Source organism: Sphingobacterium chuzhouense (assembly GCF_014692525.1).
GTDB classification, from domain to species: Bacteria; Bacteroidota; Bacteroidia; order Sphingobacteriales; family Sphingobacteriaceae; genus Sphingobacterium; species Sphingobacterium chuzhouense.
This window is the reverse complement of the sequence record NZ_JACNYL010000002.1, coordinates 481,002-500,052: the sequence shown is the minus strand read 5'-3', so window position 1 is coordinate 500,052 and position 19,051 is coordinate 481,002. Positions and strand designations below refer to the sequence as shown.

General features: G+C 43.7%; 17 protein-coding genes. 9 read left to right on the top strand and 8 right to left on the bottom strand.

All coding sequences use genetic code 11. From position 1 onward, the window contains the following. Positions 1 to 20: 20 nt before the first annotated feature. Both H8B21_RS08465 and H8B21_RS08460 read right to left on the bottom strand, forming a co-directional pair. Complete coding sequence (locus H8B21_RS08465) at positions 21 to 1,094, bottom strand: mandelate racemase/muconate lactonizing enzyme family protein (protein WP_190313348.1); 1,074 nt, start codon at positions 1,092 to 1,094, stop codon at positions 21 to 23. A gap of 183 nt (positions 1,095 to 1,277) precedes the next feature. Then, positions 1,278 to 3,494 (bottom strand): S41 family peptidase, encoded by a 2,217-nt coding sequence (locus tag H8B21_RS08460; protein WP_190313347.1) that lies wholly within the window; start codon positions 3,492 to 3,494, stop codon positions 1,278 to 1,280. 210 nt (positions 3,495 to 3,704) lie between these two features. Between H8B21_RS08460 and H8B21_RS08455 the strand changes: the two genes are divergently transcribed. After that, positions 3,705 to 4,181 (top strand): M90 family metallopeptidase, encoded by a 477-nt coding sequence (locus tag H8B21_RS08455; protein ID WP_223814986.1) that lies wholly within the window; start codon positions 3,705 to 3,707, stop codon positions 4,179 to 4,181. On the opposite strand, the gene H8B21_RS08450 is transcribed toward H8B21_RS08455, so the two are convergent. Beyond that, positions 4,096 to 4,428, bottom strand: coding sequence for an AAA family ATPase (locus H8B21_RS08450; RefSeq protein ID WP_190313998.1), 333 nt, complete (start codon positions 4,426 to 4,428; stop codon positions 4,096 to 4,098). The genes H8B21_RS08455 and H8B21_RS08450 overlap by 86 nt on opposite strands. 15 nt (positions 4,429 to 4,443) lie before the next feature. Between H8B21_RS08450 and H8B21_RS08445 the strand changes: the two genes are divergently transcribed. From H8B21_RS08445 to H8B21_RS08435, 3 genes are all read left to right on the top strand, one after another. Beyond that, a complete protein-coding gene (locus H8B21_RS08445) occupies positions 4,444 to 4,566 on the top strand; it encodes a DUF4260 family protein (protein ID WP_223814917.1) in 123 nt (40 codons plus the stop codon). Between the two features lie 123 nt (positions 4,567 to 4,689). Continuing rightward, entirely contained in the window at positions 4,690 to 5,397 is a 708-nt protein-coding gene (locus H8B21_RS08440) for a DsbA family oxidoreductase (RefSeq protein ID WP_190313345.1), read from the top strand. A gap of 123 nt (positions 5,398 to 5,520) precedes the next feature. After that, on the top strand, positions 5,521 to 6,402 hold the full coding sequence (locus H8B21_RS08435; RefSeq protein WP_190313344.1) for a DUF6850 family outer membrane beta-barrel protein: 882 nt from the start codon (positions 5,521 to 5,523) through the stop codon (positions 6,400 to 6,402). A 24-nt stretch (positions 6,403 to 6,426) separates the two neighbouring features. Here the strand turns inward: H8B21_RS08435 and H8B21_RS08430 are convergent, their stop codons facing one another. After that, a complete protein-coding gene (locus H8B21_RS08430; protein WP_190313343.1) occupies positions 6,427 to 7,194 on the bottom strand; it encodes a TerC family protein in 768 nt (255 codons plus the stop codon). A 130-nt stretch (positions 7,195 to 7,324) separates the two neighbouring features. On the opposite strand from H8B21_RS08430, the gene H8B21_RS08425 reads away from it, so the two are divergent. After that, complete coding sequence (locus tag H8B21_RS08425) at positions 7,325 to 7,912, top strand: hypothetical protein (protein ID WP_190313342.1); 588 nt, start codon at positions 7,325 to 7,327, stop codon at positions 7,910 to 7,912. 9 nt (positions 7,913 to 7,921) lie between these two features. Beyond that, positions 7,922 to 10,039, top strand: coding sequence for a cation:proton antiporter (locus H8B21_RS08420; protein ID WP_190313341.1), 2,118 nt, complete (start codon positions 7,922 to 7,924; stop codon positions 10,037 to 10,039). 173 nt (positions 10,040 to 10,212) lie between these two features. Here the strand turns inward: H8B21_RS08420 and H8B21_RS08415 are convergent, their stop codons facing one another. Then, positions 10,213 to 10,845 carry a response regulator gene (locus H8B21_RS08415; RefSeq protein ID WP_190313340.1) on the bottom strand — a complete coding sequence of 211 codons (633 nt, stop codon included), beginning with the start codon at positions 10,843 to 10,845 and terminating at the stop codon, positions 10,213 to 10,215. Continuing rightward, positions 10,838 to 12,796 carry a tetratricopeptide repeat-containing sensor histidine kinase gene (locus H8B21_RS08410; protein WP_190313339.1) on the bottom strand — a complete coding sequence of 653 codons (1,959 nt, stop codon included), beginning with the start codon at positions 12,794 to 12,796 and terminating at the stop codon, positions 10,838 to 10,840. Before H8B21_RS08410 ends, H8B21_RS08415 begins: the two co-directional genes overlap by 8 nt. 153 nt (positions 12,797 to 12,949) lie before the next feature. On the opposite strand from H8B21_RS08410, the gene H8B21_RS08405 reads away from it, so the two are divergent. Beyond that, entirely contained in the window at positions 12,950 to 13,423 is a 474-nt protein-coding gene (locus H8B21_RS08405; RefSeq protein WP_130140386.1) for a hypothetical protein, read from the top strand. A 101-nt stretch (positions 13,424 to 13,524) separates the two neighbouring features. On the opposite strand, the gene H8B21_RS08400 is transcribed toward H8B21_RS08405, so the two are convergent. Then, positions 13,525 to 14,370, bottom strand: coding sequence for an SDR family oxidoreductase (locus H8B21_RS08400; protein WP_190313338.1), 846 nt, complete (start codon positions 14,368 to 14,370; stop codon positions 13,525 to 13,527). 57 nt (positions 14,371 to 14,427) lie between these two features. Next, positions 14,428 to 14,838 carry an Rrf2 family transcriptional regulator gene (locus H8B21_RS08395; RefSeq protein WP_190313337.1) on the bottom strand — a complete coding sequence of 137 codons (411 nt, stop codon included), beginning with the start codon at positions 14,836 to 14,838 and terminating at the stop codon, positions 14,428 to 14,430. 96 nt (positions 14,839 to 14,934) lie between these two features. Here H8B21_RS08395 and H8B21_RS20800 point away from each other — a divergent pair, with 96 nt between their 5' ends. Both H8B21_RS20800 and H8B21_RS08385 read left to right on the top strand, forming a co-directional pair. Beyond that, a complete protein-coding gene (locus H8B21_RS20800) occupies positions 14,935 to 16,299 on the top strand; it encodes a sensor histidine kinase (protein WP_190313336.1) in 1,365 nt (454 codons plus the stop codon). Between the two features lie 142 nt (positions 16,300 to 16,441). Continuing rightward, the gene (locus H8B21_RS08385; protein WP_223814916.1) at positions 16,442 to 19,045 is read left to right on the top strand and encodes a zinc-dependent metalloprotease; all 2,604 of its coding nucleotides are present in this window, start codon (positions 16,442 to 16,444) and stop codon (positions 19,043 to 19,045) included. The last annotated feature ends 6 nt before the right edge of the window (positions 19,046 to 19,051 follow it).

The window sequence follows — 19,051 nt, the reverse complement described above, 5'->3', positions numbered from 1 at the left end:
AAAAAACGGTGTCAGTTAAATTATATCGCCTGTAAAGAGCTGTCCTTAAAGGAGAAACCCCATCCGGGTCGATTATGTGGTAAAGCTAGTCCATTATTGATTTCTAGCGGATAATCTATTAACGGATCTATCCAATCGAATGATTCGGCACCGGTTCCATTGCTTATCGTACATAAAAGAGGTACATCATAATCTTTGTAATAATGTGGTAACACCGGGATATGGTTGCTTTTCGCTAATGCGGCGCTGTCTCGCCATGCCTCGACACCGCCCAGCCGTAGAATATCTGGCTGCCATATATCGATGGCGTCAAGTTTAATTAATTCGCGCAAAGGGATCGCGCTATATTCTCTTTCGCCCATGGCTAAGGATATTCCTGCCTGATGGCGTAAATATTGATAGCCTTGGAAATCCGTGTGGTCGATCGGTTCCTCGAACCAGTGGATACCGAGTTCACGGGCGGCTCTCGCCAGGGATAAAGCGTCGGGTACCTCCATCCCTTGGTTAGCATCCATCATGATTCCGATATCTTGGCCTACAGCTTCCCTAACAAGCCTTAAGCGTTCTAAATCTTCTTTCCAATCTGGTTTTCCAACTTTTATTTTTACCGCTTTAAAACCTCGTTTTTTATAATCGGTGACTTCAGCAATAAGTTCATCGATGGTATACGAGCTCCACCCGCCGCTTCCGTAAATAGGGATGGGACGCGCTGCTCCTCCAAGAACTTTCCAAATGGGTTGTCCTAATATTTTGCACCATGCATCCCACATCGCTATATTGAAAGCGGATTGTGCCCACCGGTTGATTCCCTCCAGTCCGAAATATTCGTTGTTTTGATTTATACGCTCAAAACAGCCTGTCATATCATGTACATGTTCGCCTATAACCATCTCGCCTATATCTTTCAAAGCACCCATAATTGCTCTAGGGCTGTACTGAAAGCTGAGAAGGTAGGATTCTCCCGTTACTCCGGACGCGGTTTCGATCCGTAAAACTAGAAAGGAAATTTCGGTAAGGGTGTGCGTAGCGTCTGAGATCGGCTTGCTCAAGGAAGCATTAGCCTTGTATAACGTGAAGTTCTTAATTTTTGTCATATAAATAAGCTGCGGGGTTGTAAAAAGATTTACAAGATATATAATATACTAAAATTAGGTGTCCTGTGGTGTCCTGTTGCGGCACCTCCGTCACCATAATATAGGATTGACCTACACCGTGCATCAGTATATGAAGTGACAATCAGATACCCTCCTTTATTGTAACGTCAGATATTACGCTGATTAATCTGCCATCTTAGAGGAGATATATCCAATCGCCTTTTCAAGCGGCTCGTCCCGTCCGTTGCGTATGCCGTCTATAGTCGGTTTTACCTCTATATCCGGAATAATGCCTACGCGCTGGGTTTCTGTACCGTCCGGATAGTATACACCTATCCCTGAAATCATTGTCCGCAATCCACCTGGAAGCCAGATCTCGGACACGTTTCCGTCTGCTCCTGCTGTCGTGCTGCCCATGATGGTCGTGTTTTTGCCTGCCCGAAAGGCCATGGCTGTATATTCGGACTGGCTGACGCTCATTTCATTGACCAGAACCACAACGGGGCCATCGTAAGATACATCTTCATTCGGTATCTCTAAGCTCTCCGACATCGTAAATACGCCTGGGTTAGCCACACTTCCACCCGTAAATTTTACAAAAGGGGTCGGAGTGGAAACAAAATAAGAGCCCAAAGAAAAGGGGACAAAGGTAGCGGGGTAGTTGCGGATGTCGATAATGATACCCGAAGCGTTCTTAAAGTTTTCCTTTATCGCAGCAATGTCTTCCTGCTCAATGGTCTGTAAGGTGATATAGCCGATATTGTTGGCGAGCATTTTGTAGCTTTGAGGTGCCACCTTCATCTGCCTGGTGAATTTCTTGAGGCTGTCTACGTTGTAAAGCTCCAATATTTTCGTTTGCTTGGTGCCTTGAGCGCCTGTAAACTCGATCTCTACCGTTTGTTTATTGGAGCGCAGTAATTCCGGCCCTAAGTTACGGAGCTGTGTAGTTTTGTTGGAGGCGGGGTAGTATGGTAAGCGTTCGGCTACGATATCGGCTATTTTTCTACCATCGATCTGATGGATGACGTCGCCGATGGCTAGTCCGGTTTCATCCTGCATTTCGGCGTAATTAAACTCCGTGACTGTGAGTTGATCTTCGATAAACTGCGTGCGTACGCCGGGGAAGTAGAGCCCTTTCCATTCGGCAACCTTATCGGTATGGCCGGATAGGTTGGCATGGGTATCACGGACATCAGCGATGATCTGAAGGGTAGCTAATTCGTAGGCTAACTCATCCTTTGCATCCAAAAATATCGGTATATATTCTTTAAGTACGGTATCCCAGTTTTTGTCCGTCAAGTGTTTATAGGGAAAGAAATAGTTGATCATGTTCCAATAACGGAAGAGGGAAAGCAACCGGAAACCGTCGTCGGGGTGGGTCATTTGGCTGTACGCATCTTCATTTTTAAAATTCGGATTTCCGACGCCCTGCGCCATTTCTATATAATAATGTTTATCGGATACACGGTTTTTATAGATGTATTGCAATGCCTTTTTTAAATCGTCTTGCTGGTTTCTAATCCAGGAGAGGTCGGGTTTTAAATGCGCGTACAAAGGTGCTTCTATGCAGGATTCGCAGGCGGGTACTTCACCCAGTGAAGCAATCCAGTTGATCAACAGCTCGTCGCGGCTGCCTTTGCTATCTACTGCCATGTATTCCGGCAGAAAACGGAACAGCTCGTAATCCCAATTGTAATTCCCTTTGGCAATTTCACGATGGTGATATTTTAAGAAACCCCAGATCTTGCCCAATAGTGTTAAGTTGTCGAGTTGTGTAGCCGTTAAAGGAGAAAGTACAATAGAAGAACCCTTGTTGAATGCGGTATCTAGTTTGGCTTTGGGTAGTTCCACTTCAATTTCCGGTAGCGTCTGGACATCCTTACCATCGATCGTGAGAACGAAATCATCAAACCAGGCTTCGCCTTTACCCGTTAATATACCTGCTACAAATATCGTTTCGGCTTCTTGTGGGTAGTCTAGGATGATCTCATAGCGTGTCCAATCGTGAGTTCCGATGATCTTCTGGTCTTGCATGTTGTCGAATGCTAGAGATTTTCCTTGTCCGTCGATGCGTAGTAATAAACCAGCATGGCCATCTTGCACATCTTTTGTTTTCATATAGCCTGCCAACTTAATTTTGCTGCCTTTGTATTTTGCAGGTATCCGGTAGGCTATGCTGCCAAAGGCAGCGCCACTCTCGTCAGCGGTAATTTTTCCGGCATATTTTCCCGAATGGCTGAGGGAATCCGTACTTAACCCATAACTTCCCCATGGAAACCAGCCATCGGGTAGGCCTTTTTCTTCTTTTCTGTGCTCAAAACCAAGGTTGAATTTCTGATCTTTCTGAGCGTAACAGGACAATGTTACAAAAGAAAAAAATAAGAGTAGAACTTTTTTCATCGGATACTTTCTTTGGATGTCAGTTTATAAGACGTTGTTTGAATGCTAAATATACTATTTTTCAAATATAAATGAAATTAAAAGTGAATAAGCACGAATGCAAACTATCCGATATCACAAAAAAAGTATAAAGATCTTTTAGAAGAAAGATATAGAAGGTTACAGATAGATTATACCAAATAGACAGGATGTTGATTTGTAGTTTCAAAACTGCAAAATGGAGGCACTTCTAAACTTCCAGGATACCCGGATTATTTTAATGAGCGTTTCAGTACAGCGAGCGAAGTTAGAAATGTCGCGGGGATGGTCGGTTCGGGTGCCCTCAACAGTAAGATGATTCTATCACAGCAGGCATTGCGAAATGGTTTTTTGAATATGTCTGCAGACAATACCGCCATCCATGAGTTTGTACACCTCATCGATAAGGCCGATGGAGAGGTGGATGGCATTCCGGAGTATCTTATCCCGAAATCATTGGTCGAGCCTTGGATCAAAGAGATGCATAAAACCATCCGCGAAATCCGAATGGGCGAATCAGATATCCGGGAGTATGCGGGTACCAATGAAGCAGAGTTTTTTGCTGTTGTATCCGAGTATTTCTTCAAAAAGCCTGCCTTGCTACAAGAGGATCATCCGAAGTTATACCGCATGCTGGACCATATCTATGGTGGGGCTGAAGAATCCTGAAAGCTGCGTCAGGCATTGCTTTGCGATGCACCTGCTCTATACGATAGCTGTAAGTTCGAGGGGATTGGTCTTCAAAGTTTAGATATAACGCATCTTGATATCGCTCATCCAAAAGCTGATAAAGCAGGGTGCTTTTCCCACAACGTCTTATGCCGGATACGATTAGTGCAAAGTTGTCTGCGTTTTGGTATCCATTGCAAATGGATAAAAGTTTCCATTGCAAATGGATGCCTAATCTTGGATTCATCTTCCAGATACCATATTGTCCTTGGCGGGCATCATTCTCTTCGGTCATTCGGCCATGGACCGGATTTTCGGCTATGGACTAAAGTACCCTGATGATTTCAAGCATACGCACCTCGGCTGGATCGGAAGAAAAAAATAATAAAAGTAGGCTTTATGACTTACGTTCCACATATTCCTCTTGATAGGGAATGTGTTTGTCTGTAACTTCGAGTAAGGCGGAATAGCCCGCTGATAAGGAAAGAAAATTAAAAGATAGAAGAAAATGAAAATAGAAATCTGGAGTGATGTGATGTGCCCGTTTTGTTATATCGGAAAAAGAAATTTCGAAACAGCATTGGCACAGTTTCCCGAAAAAGAACATATAGAGGTCGTTTGGAAAAGCTTCCAGTTAGACCCTACGATTCCCGAAGTAGCTAATGAAACACAGGAGGAATATTTGGTGAAAAGAAAGGGAATGAGCATAGAACAAGTAAAAGGGATGCTGGAAAACGTAACGCAATCTGCAAAAGAAGCAGGTTTGGATTATCACCTCGACAAGTCGATGATCGTCAATTCGCAAAAAGCGCATCAGTTGATCCAATTTGCTAAAACCAAGGGTTTGGGCGACGAAGCGGAAGAGCGCTTATTCAAGGCTTTCTTTACGGAGGGAAAAAGTATCGCAGACATCAAAACGCTGACCCAGTTGGGAAAAGAAATTGGATTGGATGAAACCGAACTGCAAACCGCATTTACGGATGATAAATATGCTTATTTAGTAAATCAGGACATCCAGGAAGCCCAACAGATTGGTGTAAGGGGTGTGCCGTTTTTTGTCATCGACAGAAAATATGCGGTATCCGGAGCACAGCCGGCAGAGGCTTTCCTTCAAACACTCGAAAAAGCCTTCCCCGAGTGGCGCAAGCTCAATCCTGAAAATAATTTTGAGATCGCAAAAGGGCAAAGTTGTACGACGGACGGCAAATGTGAGTAATCGATCAAATGCTATGGACTACCTCGGCAACGATTCGGGTCTACGCATACGGTATTTTGTAGCCGTAATGGAATGCATAAAAGCTTCGATTGCCGCTATTTCTTCTTTACTTAAATTAAGTTTTTGCATCAATGGATCTGTGACGGGATACTCGACCGGACCTACATCAGTTGGTTTATGAATGGTTATGGAAACGGTGATGAAAAAACAAGGGATGTGAATTATAACGATAGTTTTCAGCGCTTTGGACTTGGAGCGCATATGAAGTACACGCTGGCTAATTCGTTTCTTTGGGGCAATATCTCGTGGAATAGAGAAATACAGACATTTAAACAAGATCATAACAGCGAACTTACTTATATCCTATTTAATACTTATCAGCTAAATACTTTAACAGGTGATCTGTTATGGCAAAAACAAATCGATATGGACAGTAAATTAGGTCTGTCGTTTCAAGGTCTTCTGCAACATGGAACAGATGATAACCCACAGCTTGGTGCTATAAATTATGTGCACGATCTGGAAAAATTTATGTTGAAGGCGAATTATCGTAAAGGGGCGAAAGAATTTGTTTTCGGTATTGCGCATGAATATATGCGTAAACAGGATGGGGTCGTAGATCTAGATCTCGACCATCAGCATATCAACATTGACTTGGCGGCAATGAATACGTTCAATCTATCTAGCTCGTCACTTTTATTAGGACTTAAAGCTGGATATATGCTTGCTTACCAAAATAATATCCACTTTTCCGCGATTAATCAGAATTATTTTAATAGTAAGTGGATATATAATGATTTTCTATACAACGGGGTGAATAAGCTAAAACTAGGCATCTTAGCCGACCTTCGTCTTCGCTCGCGGGAAAATTATACCATAAGTTTATTTTTTGATAATGAAGTTCTTCTAAGAAATGGTGACCCCGATCTTGAAAATTGGACAAACTATTCCATCGGAAAGTATTATACGTACAACAGGTTAGGGTTCCGCTTATTACTGAACTAATAACATCCATAGCCTAAGCCAATTTTATTCTCGCTCTTTCAATTTTTGCAGTTCTTTTTTCTCTGCCCGGATGTTAAGAAACTCTACCAGAACCGAGAATGCCATAGCAAAGTAGATATAGCCTTTCGGAATATGTTGGTCAAACGCTTCAGCTGTTAGCGAAACCCCAATAAGTAGCAGGAATGCCAATGCGAGCATTTTGACTGATGGGTAATCATTGACAAATTTGGATATGGCTGAAGCAGAAAGCAGCATAATAACAACCGCCACAATGACTGCCGCTATCATAACGCCGATCTGATCTACCATGCCAACGGCTGTGATGACCGAATCAAGTGAGAAGACTAGATCGAGAATAATAATCTGTATAATGACGCTCCGGAAGGTGATGGGCCTGTTTCGACTGGCAGCTGTTTCGACATGTCCTTCTACCTTATGATGGATCTCGGTCGTTGCTTTATAAATCAGGAACAAACCTCCAAAAAATAAGATCAAGTCTCGTCCGGATAAGGTCAGGTATCGGTACCAGGAAGGATTTTCTATATTAAATGTATCGCCTAGATGAAGGAATGGTTCGGTCAGCCCCATAATCCATTTGATGGAAAATAATAACCCGACACGCATAACCAAGGCAAGCAGTAAACCAAGTTGTCTCGCTTTTTTTTGTTGTTCCAAGGGGAGCTTACCACTCTGTATAGAGATAAATACAATATTGTCTATGCCCAATACGATTTCCAAGAGTGTCAGCGTAAAAAACGAAATCCAGATTTGAGGGTCGGTGATCCATTCCATAATGTGTGATTGTAATCTATTGTAATAATACAAATAATCACCCAAAAAAGTTTAGTGTTGATGTCATGATCTATTATGGCATAATCAAAACAGTATCCAGCGTCTGGTGTTTATTAATAAAAGAATAGACATGATAGGACGCTTTTATCTAACATATCTGGTGATAGTACTGTTGGTAAGCTGCGGACAAGACAGCGGAAAGCAGGCGCTTGCTGATCGTGAAAAGGCGCTTGAAAAAAGAGAACAAGATTTAGCATCGATAGAGGAAGAATATCGCACGTTGTTAAAGATGAGGGATAGTCTGCGCGCTAGAGAATCGACACCATTGGAAGGAGATACCTCTTCAACGCATGAACCATGGCCAGATAGTGTATTAGGAGAATGGAACAGTCGGATGGTTTGCCGTGCTTCACGTTGTGCAAACTATGTTGTTGGTGATCAGCGTCATGAGGTCTGGCGATTTTATTCAGACTCCGTTGGATCGTATGTTCAGGTTGTCAACAACGACGAACATATCCGGATATTTGAAGGACAACAGAACGGTAACGAAATTACACTGAATATCTTACCGGATACCAATATGACTAAAAGTAGTGTAGCCAGACGCGTTCAGCTCGATGATGTAACATCTGGTATAATGAAAGGTACACTGGTCTTAACAGGTAAAAATAATTGTGAAACTGTATTTTCCGTAGAGTTGACACCCAGAGCAAAATAATAATACACAATGCTTGCTATACACCCAATCACGCTTCCGATTACAGATCCACTAATCAAATTTCTGATTGAACTGGTTATTATCCTGTTTATTCCCCTTTTACTGAACAAAATTAAAGTTCCACACATATTGGGATTAATTATCGCTGGAGCCTTGATCGGACCGAACGGTTTTCATGTGCTGGAACGAGATAGCAGTGTTATCGTAATAGGTACCACGGGTCTGCTTTATATTATGTTCCTGGCAGGATTAGAAATCGATATGGGCGATTTCAAACGGAATAAATGGAAGAGTCTGACATTTGCATTATATACTTTTATATTTCCCTTTATTCTGGGTTTTATGGGAGGCTACTATGTGTTGCAATTCTCTATTCCGACATCCATTTTATTCGCTAGTTTGTTTTCGTCGCATACCCTTATCGCGTATCCGCTGATTAGCGGTATGGGGATTGCGAAAAACTTATCGGTAAATATTACGGTAGGTGGTACGATGATAACGGATGTACTTTCGCTTCTCGTGCTCGCCGTCATTGTTGGGATGTCTCAGGGAGAGGTAGGTACGGCCTTTTGGGTAAGACTTGGTGTTTCTATGGCTTTGTTTTCGGCGATCGTGTTAATGTTGTTCCCGATCATTGCCCGATGGTTTTTCAAACGGGTGGAAGACAAGATTTCACAATATATCTTCGTGGTTGTGATGATATATCTGGGGGCGCTTCTCGCCGAGATTGCGGGAATAGAGGCTATTATAGGAGCATTCTTTGCGGGTTTGGCGCTCAACAGACTCATTCCTCATACTTCTTCATTGATGAATCGGGTAGAATTTGTAGGTAATGCCATATTTATTCCTTTCTTTCTGATCAGCGTGGGTATGCTGATTGATTTTAAGGCTTTTATAAGCGATTGGGAAACGCTTGGGGTGGCGGGAATTATGCTCGTGGCATCAATAGGCGGAAAGTATGTGGCAGCATATTTGACACAACGGACTTTTAAACTTACTGCCAACGAAGGACGCTTAATCTTTGGTATGAGTGCAGCGTCTGCTGCGGCAACATTGGCTTCTGTAATGGTCGGTTACACGATTATCATCGGCGAAACTGCCGACGGAGAACCAATCAGATTATTGAATGACCATGTATTAAATGGAAGTATCTTGCTCATTTTAGTGTCGTGTACAATATCGTCATTCGTGTCGATGTCGAGCGGGCAGAAAATAGCGGATGTGGATAAGGACAATACGGTGACTGGTAAAGGTGTCGAAAGAGAACGGATTCTACTGCCGATCAACAATGAGCAGATGACAGAAAAAATGGTCAATCTCGGACTGCTTATTAAAACAGAATCGAATAAAGAGGGAATATTTGCGCTAAATATTATCAATGAGGATAAAAAGGAGTCGTCTGTCAAAAATGCGGAACGTATATTAGATGCGGCGGTAAAAATGGGAGCAGCAGCCGATGTCGTTATTACACCGATAACCCGGCATGATGAACAGGTCGTATCTGGTGTTAATAATGTAATTAAAGAGAAAAATATCACTGATTTAATCATTGGTTTGGAACGTGAAAAGGGATTTTCTGCGTCGTTTATTTATAATCTCTATAATGGTTACCTGACGAACGAGCATGTGAATTTATTGATATACCGTGCTATTCAGCCAATATCGACGGTAAAAAACTATGTTGTTATTATTCCGCGTGACGCCGAGGAGGAACCAGGCTTTTTTCACGCGCTGTTAAAAATCTGGAACATTGCGCGTAATTCGGGTGCTACGATGACGTTTCATGCTAACAGGCGGATGTTGGGCGTTCTTGAACGTATTTTAAAGAAATCAGCAATCGAAGCGGAGTTGCAAGTAATGGAGTCTTGGAACGAAGCGGAGAATGTATTGCTTGGATTGGAGACAGATCAAGGATTAATTGTGCTCATGGCTGATAGAAATCGATTCTCTTACACTTCTCCAATGCATGCGATACCGGAGTTCCTAAATAACAATTTGCTTCACAATAATTATATCTTGATTTATCCGTATTCGGAAGCACGAGAAAATCCGATCGAAAGGAGAGCCGTAAATAATCTTGATGATTTCGCCGCGATCGGTAGAGTTATTGGGAAAGTTTTTGGATAGAAAACGCGGTGCGATCTTTCCGAAATGGAAAGAGATTGAACGGCAATTTAGAAATTACGCTGTTGGTACTTACCCTGTCCATTTACATAACCATTTTCGTGCGATTGTAATTTATGGTAATCGTACAATTAAACAGCCCGAAATGTTTAATGCATAACACGGATTCGCCAACACTATAGCAACTTGTTTTCGGTGGCAATCTTCACGAGTTCAATCATGTTTTTGGCTTTGAATTTTTGCATCAGGTTTCTACGGTGCGTCTCGACAGTAATGACCGAGATGAAAAGGCTTTCGGCAATCTTGGCCGAGGTCTGTCCATGTGCAATGGCCTGTAGGATCTGTTGCTCCCGCTTCGTTAATCTAGGCAGTTCAAACGTACTAGTCGAAGGGCTGGAAATGATTTCCTGCACCTCTTTGCTTAGGGCGAGTTCGCCCAGCAGCGCTTTGTCGATGCATTGAATAATCTCCTGCGCATCTGCGTTCTTCAGGATATAGCCGTTTCCGCCGTTTTCCAAGAAACGGAAAATAATACTGCGTTCTGCTTGGTTACTTATCCCGATGACAATGGAACTGGGAGATTTTTGCTTGATGCTTTTACATAGATCCAGACCGTTTGCATCACTTAATACAATATCTAGTAGGATCACATCTATCGTGTTTTCCTGGATAAAGTCCAGAATGGCAACGCCTTTGGTAAAGGAAAATATTTGGAATCGGCCGTGCTGCTGTAGCAACGACTTCAACCCCTCCAGGATCATCGGATGGTCGTCGACTAGGGCTATATTGATGGGTGTATTGTTATACATGGCATTCAACATTAATAGTGGTACCTTGTCCTCTGGCGGAGACAATATCGACTGTGCCGCCGATCAGTCGGCCCCGGTTTTCGATATTTCTCAACCCCAGTCCATACGTAATGGTTGACGGATCAAAACCTATACCATCGTCTTCTATGGTAAGGCTCAGTAGGTTTTCGTTTTGACTGATCTGTACGATCACGTTCGCTGCTTGTGCGTATCTGGTGACATTACTAATCGCTTCCTGTGTGATGCGGTAAAGCATCAGCTGTGTTTGGAACGGAATGTCTTCCGATAGGTTGAAGGATTCGAACTGTATGGAGAAATTTTTTTGTCCCATGGATTCGCAAAGCTCCCGCAGTGCGGTTTCCAATCCGAGATTTTTGAGTGTTTCGGGCATCAGGTTTCTGGAAACTCGCCGCATCTCCGCAATGGATTTATCTATTTTCCGCAGGATATCCGTCGGGTTTTGGGAATCCCCCGACGAAATGGACATGCGGATGTTGGCCAACATGCCACCCATGCTGTCGTGCAGATCCTGCGCGATTCGTTGCCGTTCTTGCTCTTCGCCTTGCAGAATGGCCCGTGTAGCCTCGTATTTCCGTTGGTTTTCAAGATGTAGCAAGTCCTGCTGATGGCTAAGGCTGATCTGTCGGTTTAATTTCTGCTGCTTGCGGTAGTTTATGAAAATCAGAAATGCGATAACCAGGCTCAGCCCAAGCGCAATGGCAAGGATGGTAATCCGTAAGTTTTTGTTTTTGGCTAGCAGCTCGTCTTCCTTCTTTTCTTGCTCCAACCGATCGATTTTTTGTTGTTTTTCTGTTGTTTGATAGGCGATCTCGTATTCGTTCATTTTTTCGAGCAGCTTCTCCTGTTGGATGCTGTCGCCGAGATTGCTGGACATCTTCATCCAATGATACGCCTGTTTGTAATCGCCCAAAAGCTCATTCACGTTGGCCAGTTGCGTATAGGTAATTCTCCTGTTAACGGTTTCGCTACTCAGTACCTTTTCCTGTAATATATGTTCGAGCTGTGACTTGGCTTTCTGATAATCCTGCTGCATCAGATACACGTTATATTTCCGGAAATACAATAGATGTAGTAACCGGACTTGCTTTTTTTCCTTCGCCATCTTCACGCCGCTCTCCAGGCTAAGCAAAGCTTGTTCATATTCCTGCTTCGTGGTATAGTACATGGCTTCCTGATAGTAATAATTCGGATACTGCCGCGAGTCTGGATACTGTTGTATGATAGCTAGGGCTTTGTCCAGATAGATTTTTGCAGATTGGCTATCCGGTTTGTAGCAGTAATTGCTGATCAAATTGAAGTAGGTGAGCAGGTGCACGGTTTGCACGGGTATCTTTTCAAGCTCCACCAAGGCTTTTTGATGATATTCTTCGGCCTTGTCGAATTGGCCTACGGACATGAACGTGATGCCCAACTGCGTATAGCAATAGGCTAGGAGTGTACTATTGTGGTTTTTTTTGCTCGCGGGGATACACTGGTCAGTCAGCGTTTTTACCAGTACATCGTAACCTTTTTCGTCGATCTGGAGATAGGCGTAGTCATACCATGCCCTGATGAGCAGATCGGCGTGCTGTGGATCGTTCTCCAACGCTTCGATGGCATGTCTGTAAAATTCTTTTGCTTTGGCCTTTTGGCCAGCGTAGGCATGATAGAGACCTTGATAATAGGCCAGCATGCCTTCGGGTAGGTTGTGCTTTGCAGGGGATTGAATGACCTGTTGTAGGGCTTCGCGACTTTTCAAGCTATCGCTCTGTGCCCAGTATTCTGAAAGTAGCAGATAATGGCGCAAGCGCACGGTATCGGTCTTGCCGTTATGGATCTGCTGCGTGATCTGTTGCAAGTATTTCTCTTCGTCAAGCGGTATCCATTGTTGCGCCTTTGGCGAGAAGGCCAAAAGTAAAAAAACAATCAATAAGAATATATTCTTTGTCATGCTTTGCATTTGAATCGCAAATATCAAAATAAAAAAGACTGAATCGTCCATCTGCGGAAAAAATCATGGTATACGAGGAGAAAAAAATCATGGTTTATGATGATTGCCATGCCAGGAAAATCTATGGACATTTGTCCAATAAATTTTATGAACATGAAAAAGGTGAACGCAAGGATTGCAAAATGGGGAGCTATGTCCTTATTGGCTTTAGGAACACTAGCTACATCATGTAGTGATGACGACAAGGTAGACGATGGTGACAATGGTAGTAACTACAAAATAACGGTGACGCTTAACGACGTGAATCCTGATGAGGATTTTGTGTCTGTAGCTGTTTCGGGAGGTACGTTGGCCGGAAAAACGGACGTATGGAAAGTAAACGGTGTAGCGAAAACGGGCGAGTCGGCTATCGGACTGGATAAAAATGATTTTGTCGGTTCGACCAAGACATATGTCATTGAAACGACACAACCGATCCGCGCATTTGCAGGTGGGGTTCAGATTATCAACTATGGAGCAAACATGCCGTTAAGCTTTAAAATTGAAAAAGCAAACGAAGTTGTAGTCAATGAGAGCCTTACCCTATCGGGAGATGGTGCTGATTTCACGAAGCAATATTCGTTTTAAAGAATTTATCAACGATTTCGAACAGACGCATCTCGGCCGGATTGTTAAAATAAAAAGGTCGTCCGGTATTTTTTGGGACGACCTTCTCTTGTTGTTTTCTCTTAAACCAACGCTGCCTTAACGGTTTCGGCTAACGGTGTGGTAGGGCGTCCGATTAGATTGGATAATACTTTCCTGTCATCGAATAGATCGCCTCTAGAAGCGCCAATATCCCAGCTGGCAATAGCGCCTGCAATGGCTTCGGGTAAACCTAAAGACGTGAGCACACCTGCGTACTCCGCTTCGGGTAGGTTATTGTATGGGATGTTTTTGCCGGTTTGTTTGGAAATTTCGGCAGCAAGATCCCGTAGGGTGTAAGCTTCGTCCCCGGCTAATTCATATACTTTGCCGATATGGCCTTCACTGCTCAGGACGACTGCCGCTGCTTCTGCATAATCTGCGCGTGCAGCGGAAGAAATCTTACCATCGCCTGTGCTGCCGACAAAAGCACCTGCTTTTAGTGCGCCGGGAATCGAACCTGTATAATTTTCGGTATACCAACCGTTTCTTAAGATGGTGTAGGGGATGCCTGAAGCGCGAAGCAATGCTTCGGTTTCGACATGTTCTGCTGCTAAACTCAATGTAGACGTTTCTGCATGGAGCAAGCTCGTATATACAATCCATTTGACGCCAGCTTGACGCGCAGCTTCGATAACACGTTGGTGCTGTATTTTGCGTTGGCCTACTTCGTTTCCAGAAATGAGCAACAGATGCTCGATACTACTTAACCCATCGGACAATGTCTCCGGCTTGTCGTAGTCGAACACGGTAGCCGCAATGCCTAGATCTGCTGCTTTCTCGGGCGAGCGTACTAAGGCAACAAGGTTCTCAGCGACTACGCGCTGTTTTAATTGCTCTACTACCAAACGACCTAGTTGTCCGGTAGCTCCGGTAATTCCTATCTTCATATTGTACTATATTAAACTTATTGTAATAAAAAATGTTACATTTATATTGAAAAAAAATTATTCGAATTGTTGTACAAAGTTTTCGAGCGTTTTGTGCGAAAGTGTAGCACATAGAAGTGCATCTGTTTCTGCAAAAAGCTGCTCTAATTCAGCATTGACATGTCTCCCTACAGGGCATTTTGGATTAGGATTCTGATTTTTTTTCCCCAGTACACTCGTGCTTTTTACAGCTTTATAAATATCGGCCAAGCTTATTTCCCTACTCGGCACACCCAGCATGGATCCACCTTCTTTACCTTTCTTACTGATAACCCAGCCCTGGTCCTGCAGCACGCCTAATTCTTTACGGACAATCACAGGGTTTATCTGAATGCTACCTGCAATCCAGTCGGAACTCAGCCATTCGCCCGGCGCTTTGGCCAGGAGCGTTAAAATATGGAGAACCGTCGCAAACCTTGTGTTGTTCATGGAAGCAAAGTTAGTAATAAAGTTCTAATTGTAATAATTATTATTACATTTTGATATTTGACAGACAAATGATGTAAAATTCCGTTATTTTGCATCGTGTTATCTCAAGTTGGTGGCTTGTCGTCGTGGAAAATCAAGCCCGTATATGTTTTTGGTTTTATCTTTATATTTTTGCTGATTTTGGCTGTTGTGGCGGTTCGGATCATATTTGACCGGATGGATCAGGTAAATCGTCAAAATGAAGAGATAAAAGCCTTGGATCAATCTATTCTGCTAAAAAAGGAACTGAACCTGCTGGATCAGCGTTTGGATATACTTTTGCATGCACAGGCAGGACAAGACGGTCTTCCGACAGAAACACATAGCGATAACGATACGTTGTTTCATGGGCTATTTCATTTTACAGCCGCTGAGCAACAACATGGTGTGATTCCTTTCAGAAAGGTGAAGTGGCGAGGTGAAACATTACCTGTTTATCTGGATCTCGGTCAACTTCATCTATACTTGGGAGATACCTATCGGTATGCACGGGGATACATAACCGTGTATACGGCCGAAGGGTTTTGTCTGATGAGCCCGGATTCAGCTCAACTGGGAACTATGAATCCCGATGGAGGGAGCTGGTATGAAAAGTTGAATGGTACAGTTCGACATTCTGCATACCTGGATTTGCCTGTTCGGGAATTTGTTTATCCGCTAAATTACTTTGGATCGGAAGACTATATGGTCGTTTCGGTGCCTATATTTGAACAGGATCGCGCCATCCGGGATGTGCTCTTTATCAGTCTGCTACTAGGAACAACATTAATATTCACCGTAGGGGCGTTTTCAATAAGCTTGTATTTTCAGCGTAAAAAAGAACACCGTTTGGCCTTAGAGCACGCCAATATGCAAAAGGAACAAGCGCTGGCGCGCTTCGAACGGCTCAGGGAGCAAATGAATCCCCACTTTCTGTTTAACGTACTCGGTTCACTGCAGCAATTGGTCAAGAAAGATCAAGATCGTGCCCAATTGTTTGTTGGCAAAATGGCAAAGATGTATCGCACAATGCTTCGGCAAGATCCGGATGTATATGCGTCATTGGAAGAAGAGCTATCGCTGGCCAAAGCTTATCTTTTTCTTCAGGAAATCCGTTTCAAGAATGCATTTGCGCCTACCGATATGCAGGTTGATCATACGCATCTTAAGCGTTTACTTCCGCGTTGGAGCTTACAGATCGTCGTGGAAAATGCCATCAAGCACAATGAGTTCACCCCGTTAACGCCGCTATCCATCCAAATCGTCGTAGACGGGGAACAGCTGGTAGTCCACAACAACTATAGTCCCAAAAGTAATGTGGATATGGAAAGTGGGGGATATGGATTGCGTTATATCCATTCGGTATATCAAGCAGAAGGTCGGAAGGGATTTAATTATCGTGTAGATGCGGGATATTTTACAGTCTATCTCCCGTTTTTATAAGAATGAAGGACATGCTCGTCGGTTAAATATGCGTGTTCACGCCCTTACTTCTCGTGTTCACGTCTTAAAGATTGCGTTTGTGATTATTTGTCAGCACTTTTAGGCCCTGATTATCTATTAACCGTATCAGTATACAATGCACATGAGATACAAAAAGAAGATTTACAACGGCGTGGGACTGGCGTTGTGTTTGATGGCGCTTGTACAGTCTTGTGCCATTTTGCCAAATTTTAGCGGGTATAAAAAGCAGGACGATAAGGCGAGTAGGATAGATACGGCGGTATCTACCACTTCTTACCAAAAGCTTAAGGATGGGGCACGTATCGATAGCGGTATGTTTACGGTTCTTATAAAGGATGAAGACTATTATTTTGGGATTCCCAAAACGGCATTCGATAAAGACTTTCTGTTGATTCATAAAGTGTCGTCTGTACCATTGGCTATCAACGAGGCTGGGGTGAATAAGGGGATGAATTTCGAGAATAAAGTGATCCGGTTCATGCCCAGGAAAAATGGAAAAGAAATTTGGGTAGGGGAATACGACCCAAAAATCGATGTGAAGCATCAGGATGCCATAGCCTATTCTGTAGCAGATAATTATAGGGCTTCGTTTATCGAATCATTTAAGGTAGTATGCTACGACGCGGACTCCACAACGGCTTTTATCAAGGTCAATAAGGTATTTGATGGTTCTGAAAAGAGTTTTCTGGATGTATTTGCTAATTTGGGACTCGGTACTTCGCCGAATAAAGCCATCTCGTCGATAGAACAGATGAAATCGTTCGATAATAATATCGTTATCAAATCCATCTATTCGACCAAGGTGACGGAAGGAAACGCGTCGATTCCGATTTCGATTTCGGTCACAAGCAATATCTATGGATTGCCGGAGCAGCCAATGCGTCCACGGTTTTCCGATCCCAGGGTGGGTTTCTTTACGACTCCACGCTGGTACTTCTCGGATAAACAGCAGGAATTGGAAAAACGTGAGTTGGTGACGCGGTGGCGTTTGGAACCTAAAGAGGAGGATCGCGATCGGTATCTTCGTGGGGAGCTAGTCGAACCACAAAAACCTATCGTTTTCTATATTGATCCCGCTACGCCAAAACAGTGGCGTACACAGATAATTGCTGGCGTGTACGATTGGCAGGTAGCTTTTGAGGCTGCTGGGTTTAAAAATGCGATCGTAGCGAAGCAACTGCTGGATACGGTATCCTTTGATCCCGACGACGCCAATGTATCTTCGATCGTGTATGCTGCGTCTTCGCAAGCGAATGCGATGGGACCGTCTGTCGTGGATGCCCGTTCGGGAGAGATTTTAGAAGCGGATGTCATCTGGTGGCACAACGTGATGACGGTGCTCAATAGCTGGATGCGTATACAGACGGGTATAATCGATACGGCAGCCCGCGGAAATACATTCTCGGACGAAAAAATGGCACACGCCATCCGTTTCGTTTCTTCGCATGAAATAGGGCATACGCTTGGATTGATGCATAATATGGGCTCTTCCCATGCTTTTCCCGTCGATTCTTTGCGCTCGCCATCGTTTACCGAAAAGATGGGGGGGACAGCGACATCGATTATGGACTACGCTCGTTTTAATTATGTGGCACAACCGGAGGATGGGGTACAGGTGATTACGCCGGTGATCGGGCTATATGATAAGTATGCTATCGAGTGGGCCTATCGCTGGTACGATGTGGATACACCGTGGGAAGAACTACCTACACTGCGGCAGGCGATAGAGAAGCATCAGCATGACCCGAATTATTGGTACGGTGAGCAGCAGGATAGCAAAAATGTGGTAGATCCAAGGGCGCAATCTGAAGATCTGGGCGACAATGCGATGCTGGCAGGTCGATATGGCCTGCGAAACCTGAAGCGTATGATGCCACAGATTATTGAATGGACGACGGCAAAGGGAGAGAACTACTATAAAGCGGGTAAATTGTATATGGGTGGAATAGGACAGTGGTATACCTATGCGGATCATGTGGTCAATAATATAGGTGGTATTTATCTGGAAAACCCGGTATTGGGTGATGGAAAAAGCGCCTATAGCCCGGTATCTCGCGCGACACAGGAAGAAGCTTTTGCGTACTTGGAAGAGCAGGTTCTTCGGATACCTTCTTGGTTGTTCGTACCCGAACTGATGACCAAGACTTTCCCGCTGCGTGATAGCCCGGCAGGAGTATTTGAATACGCACCTTATAATCTCCAGCGCGAGTTTCAATATAGCTTGCTATACAGCCTGGTAAGGGATGAACGGTTGTTACGTATGATCGAAATGGAAAAACTCTTCGGTTCGGAAATGACATGGACAGCGATGGAGCTCTTCGATGCGTTACGCAAAGTGATTTTTGAGGGCACCATACAGAAAAAAAATCTGGATTTGGATACGCGTATGTTGCAGCAGAATTATATCGATGTGCTGATGGTATCGAGCAATAAAACCATGGAAAAAATTAACGAGAAGAAAATACAAGAGGTGAATGCCTTGTTAACAGCCGTAAATCCATCGCTCTGCCCGTGGCACGAGCACGGCCAGACCGAGACGAGGCTGCGGAATGTACATGTAACAGGTATGGCCAGAACATCGGATATGCTGACCTTGAAAAGAGGGGAACTACTTCGGATTTACGAGTTGCTGAAGAAGGCCAGCAACACAGGCGATGCAGCGACGAAGGCACACTATGAAGACCTTCTGCTACGTATTGGTGTCACTTTAAATATGAATAACTAACAAATA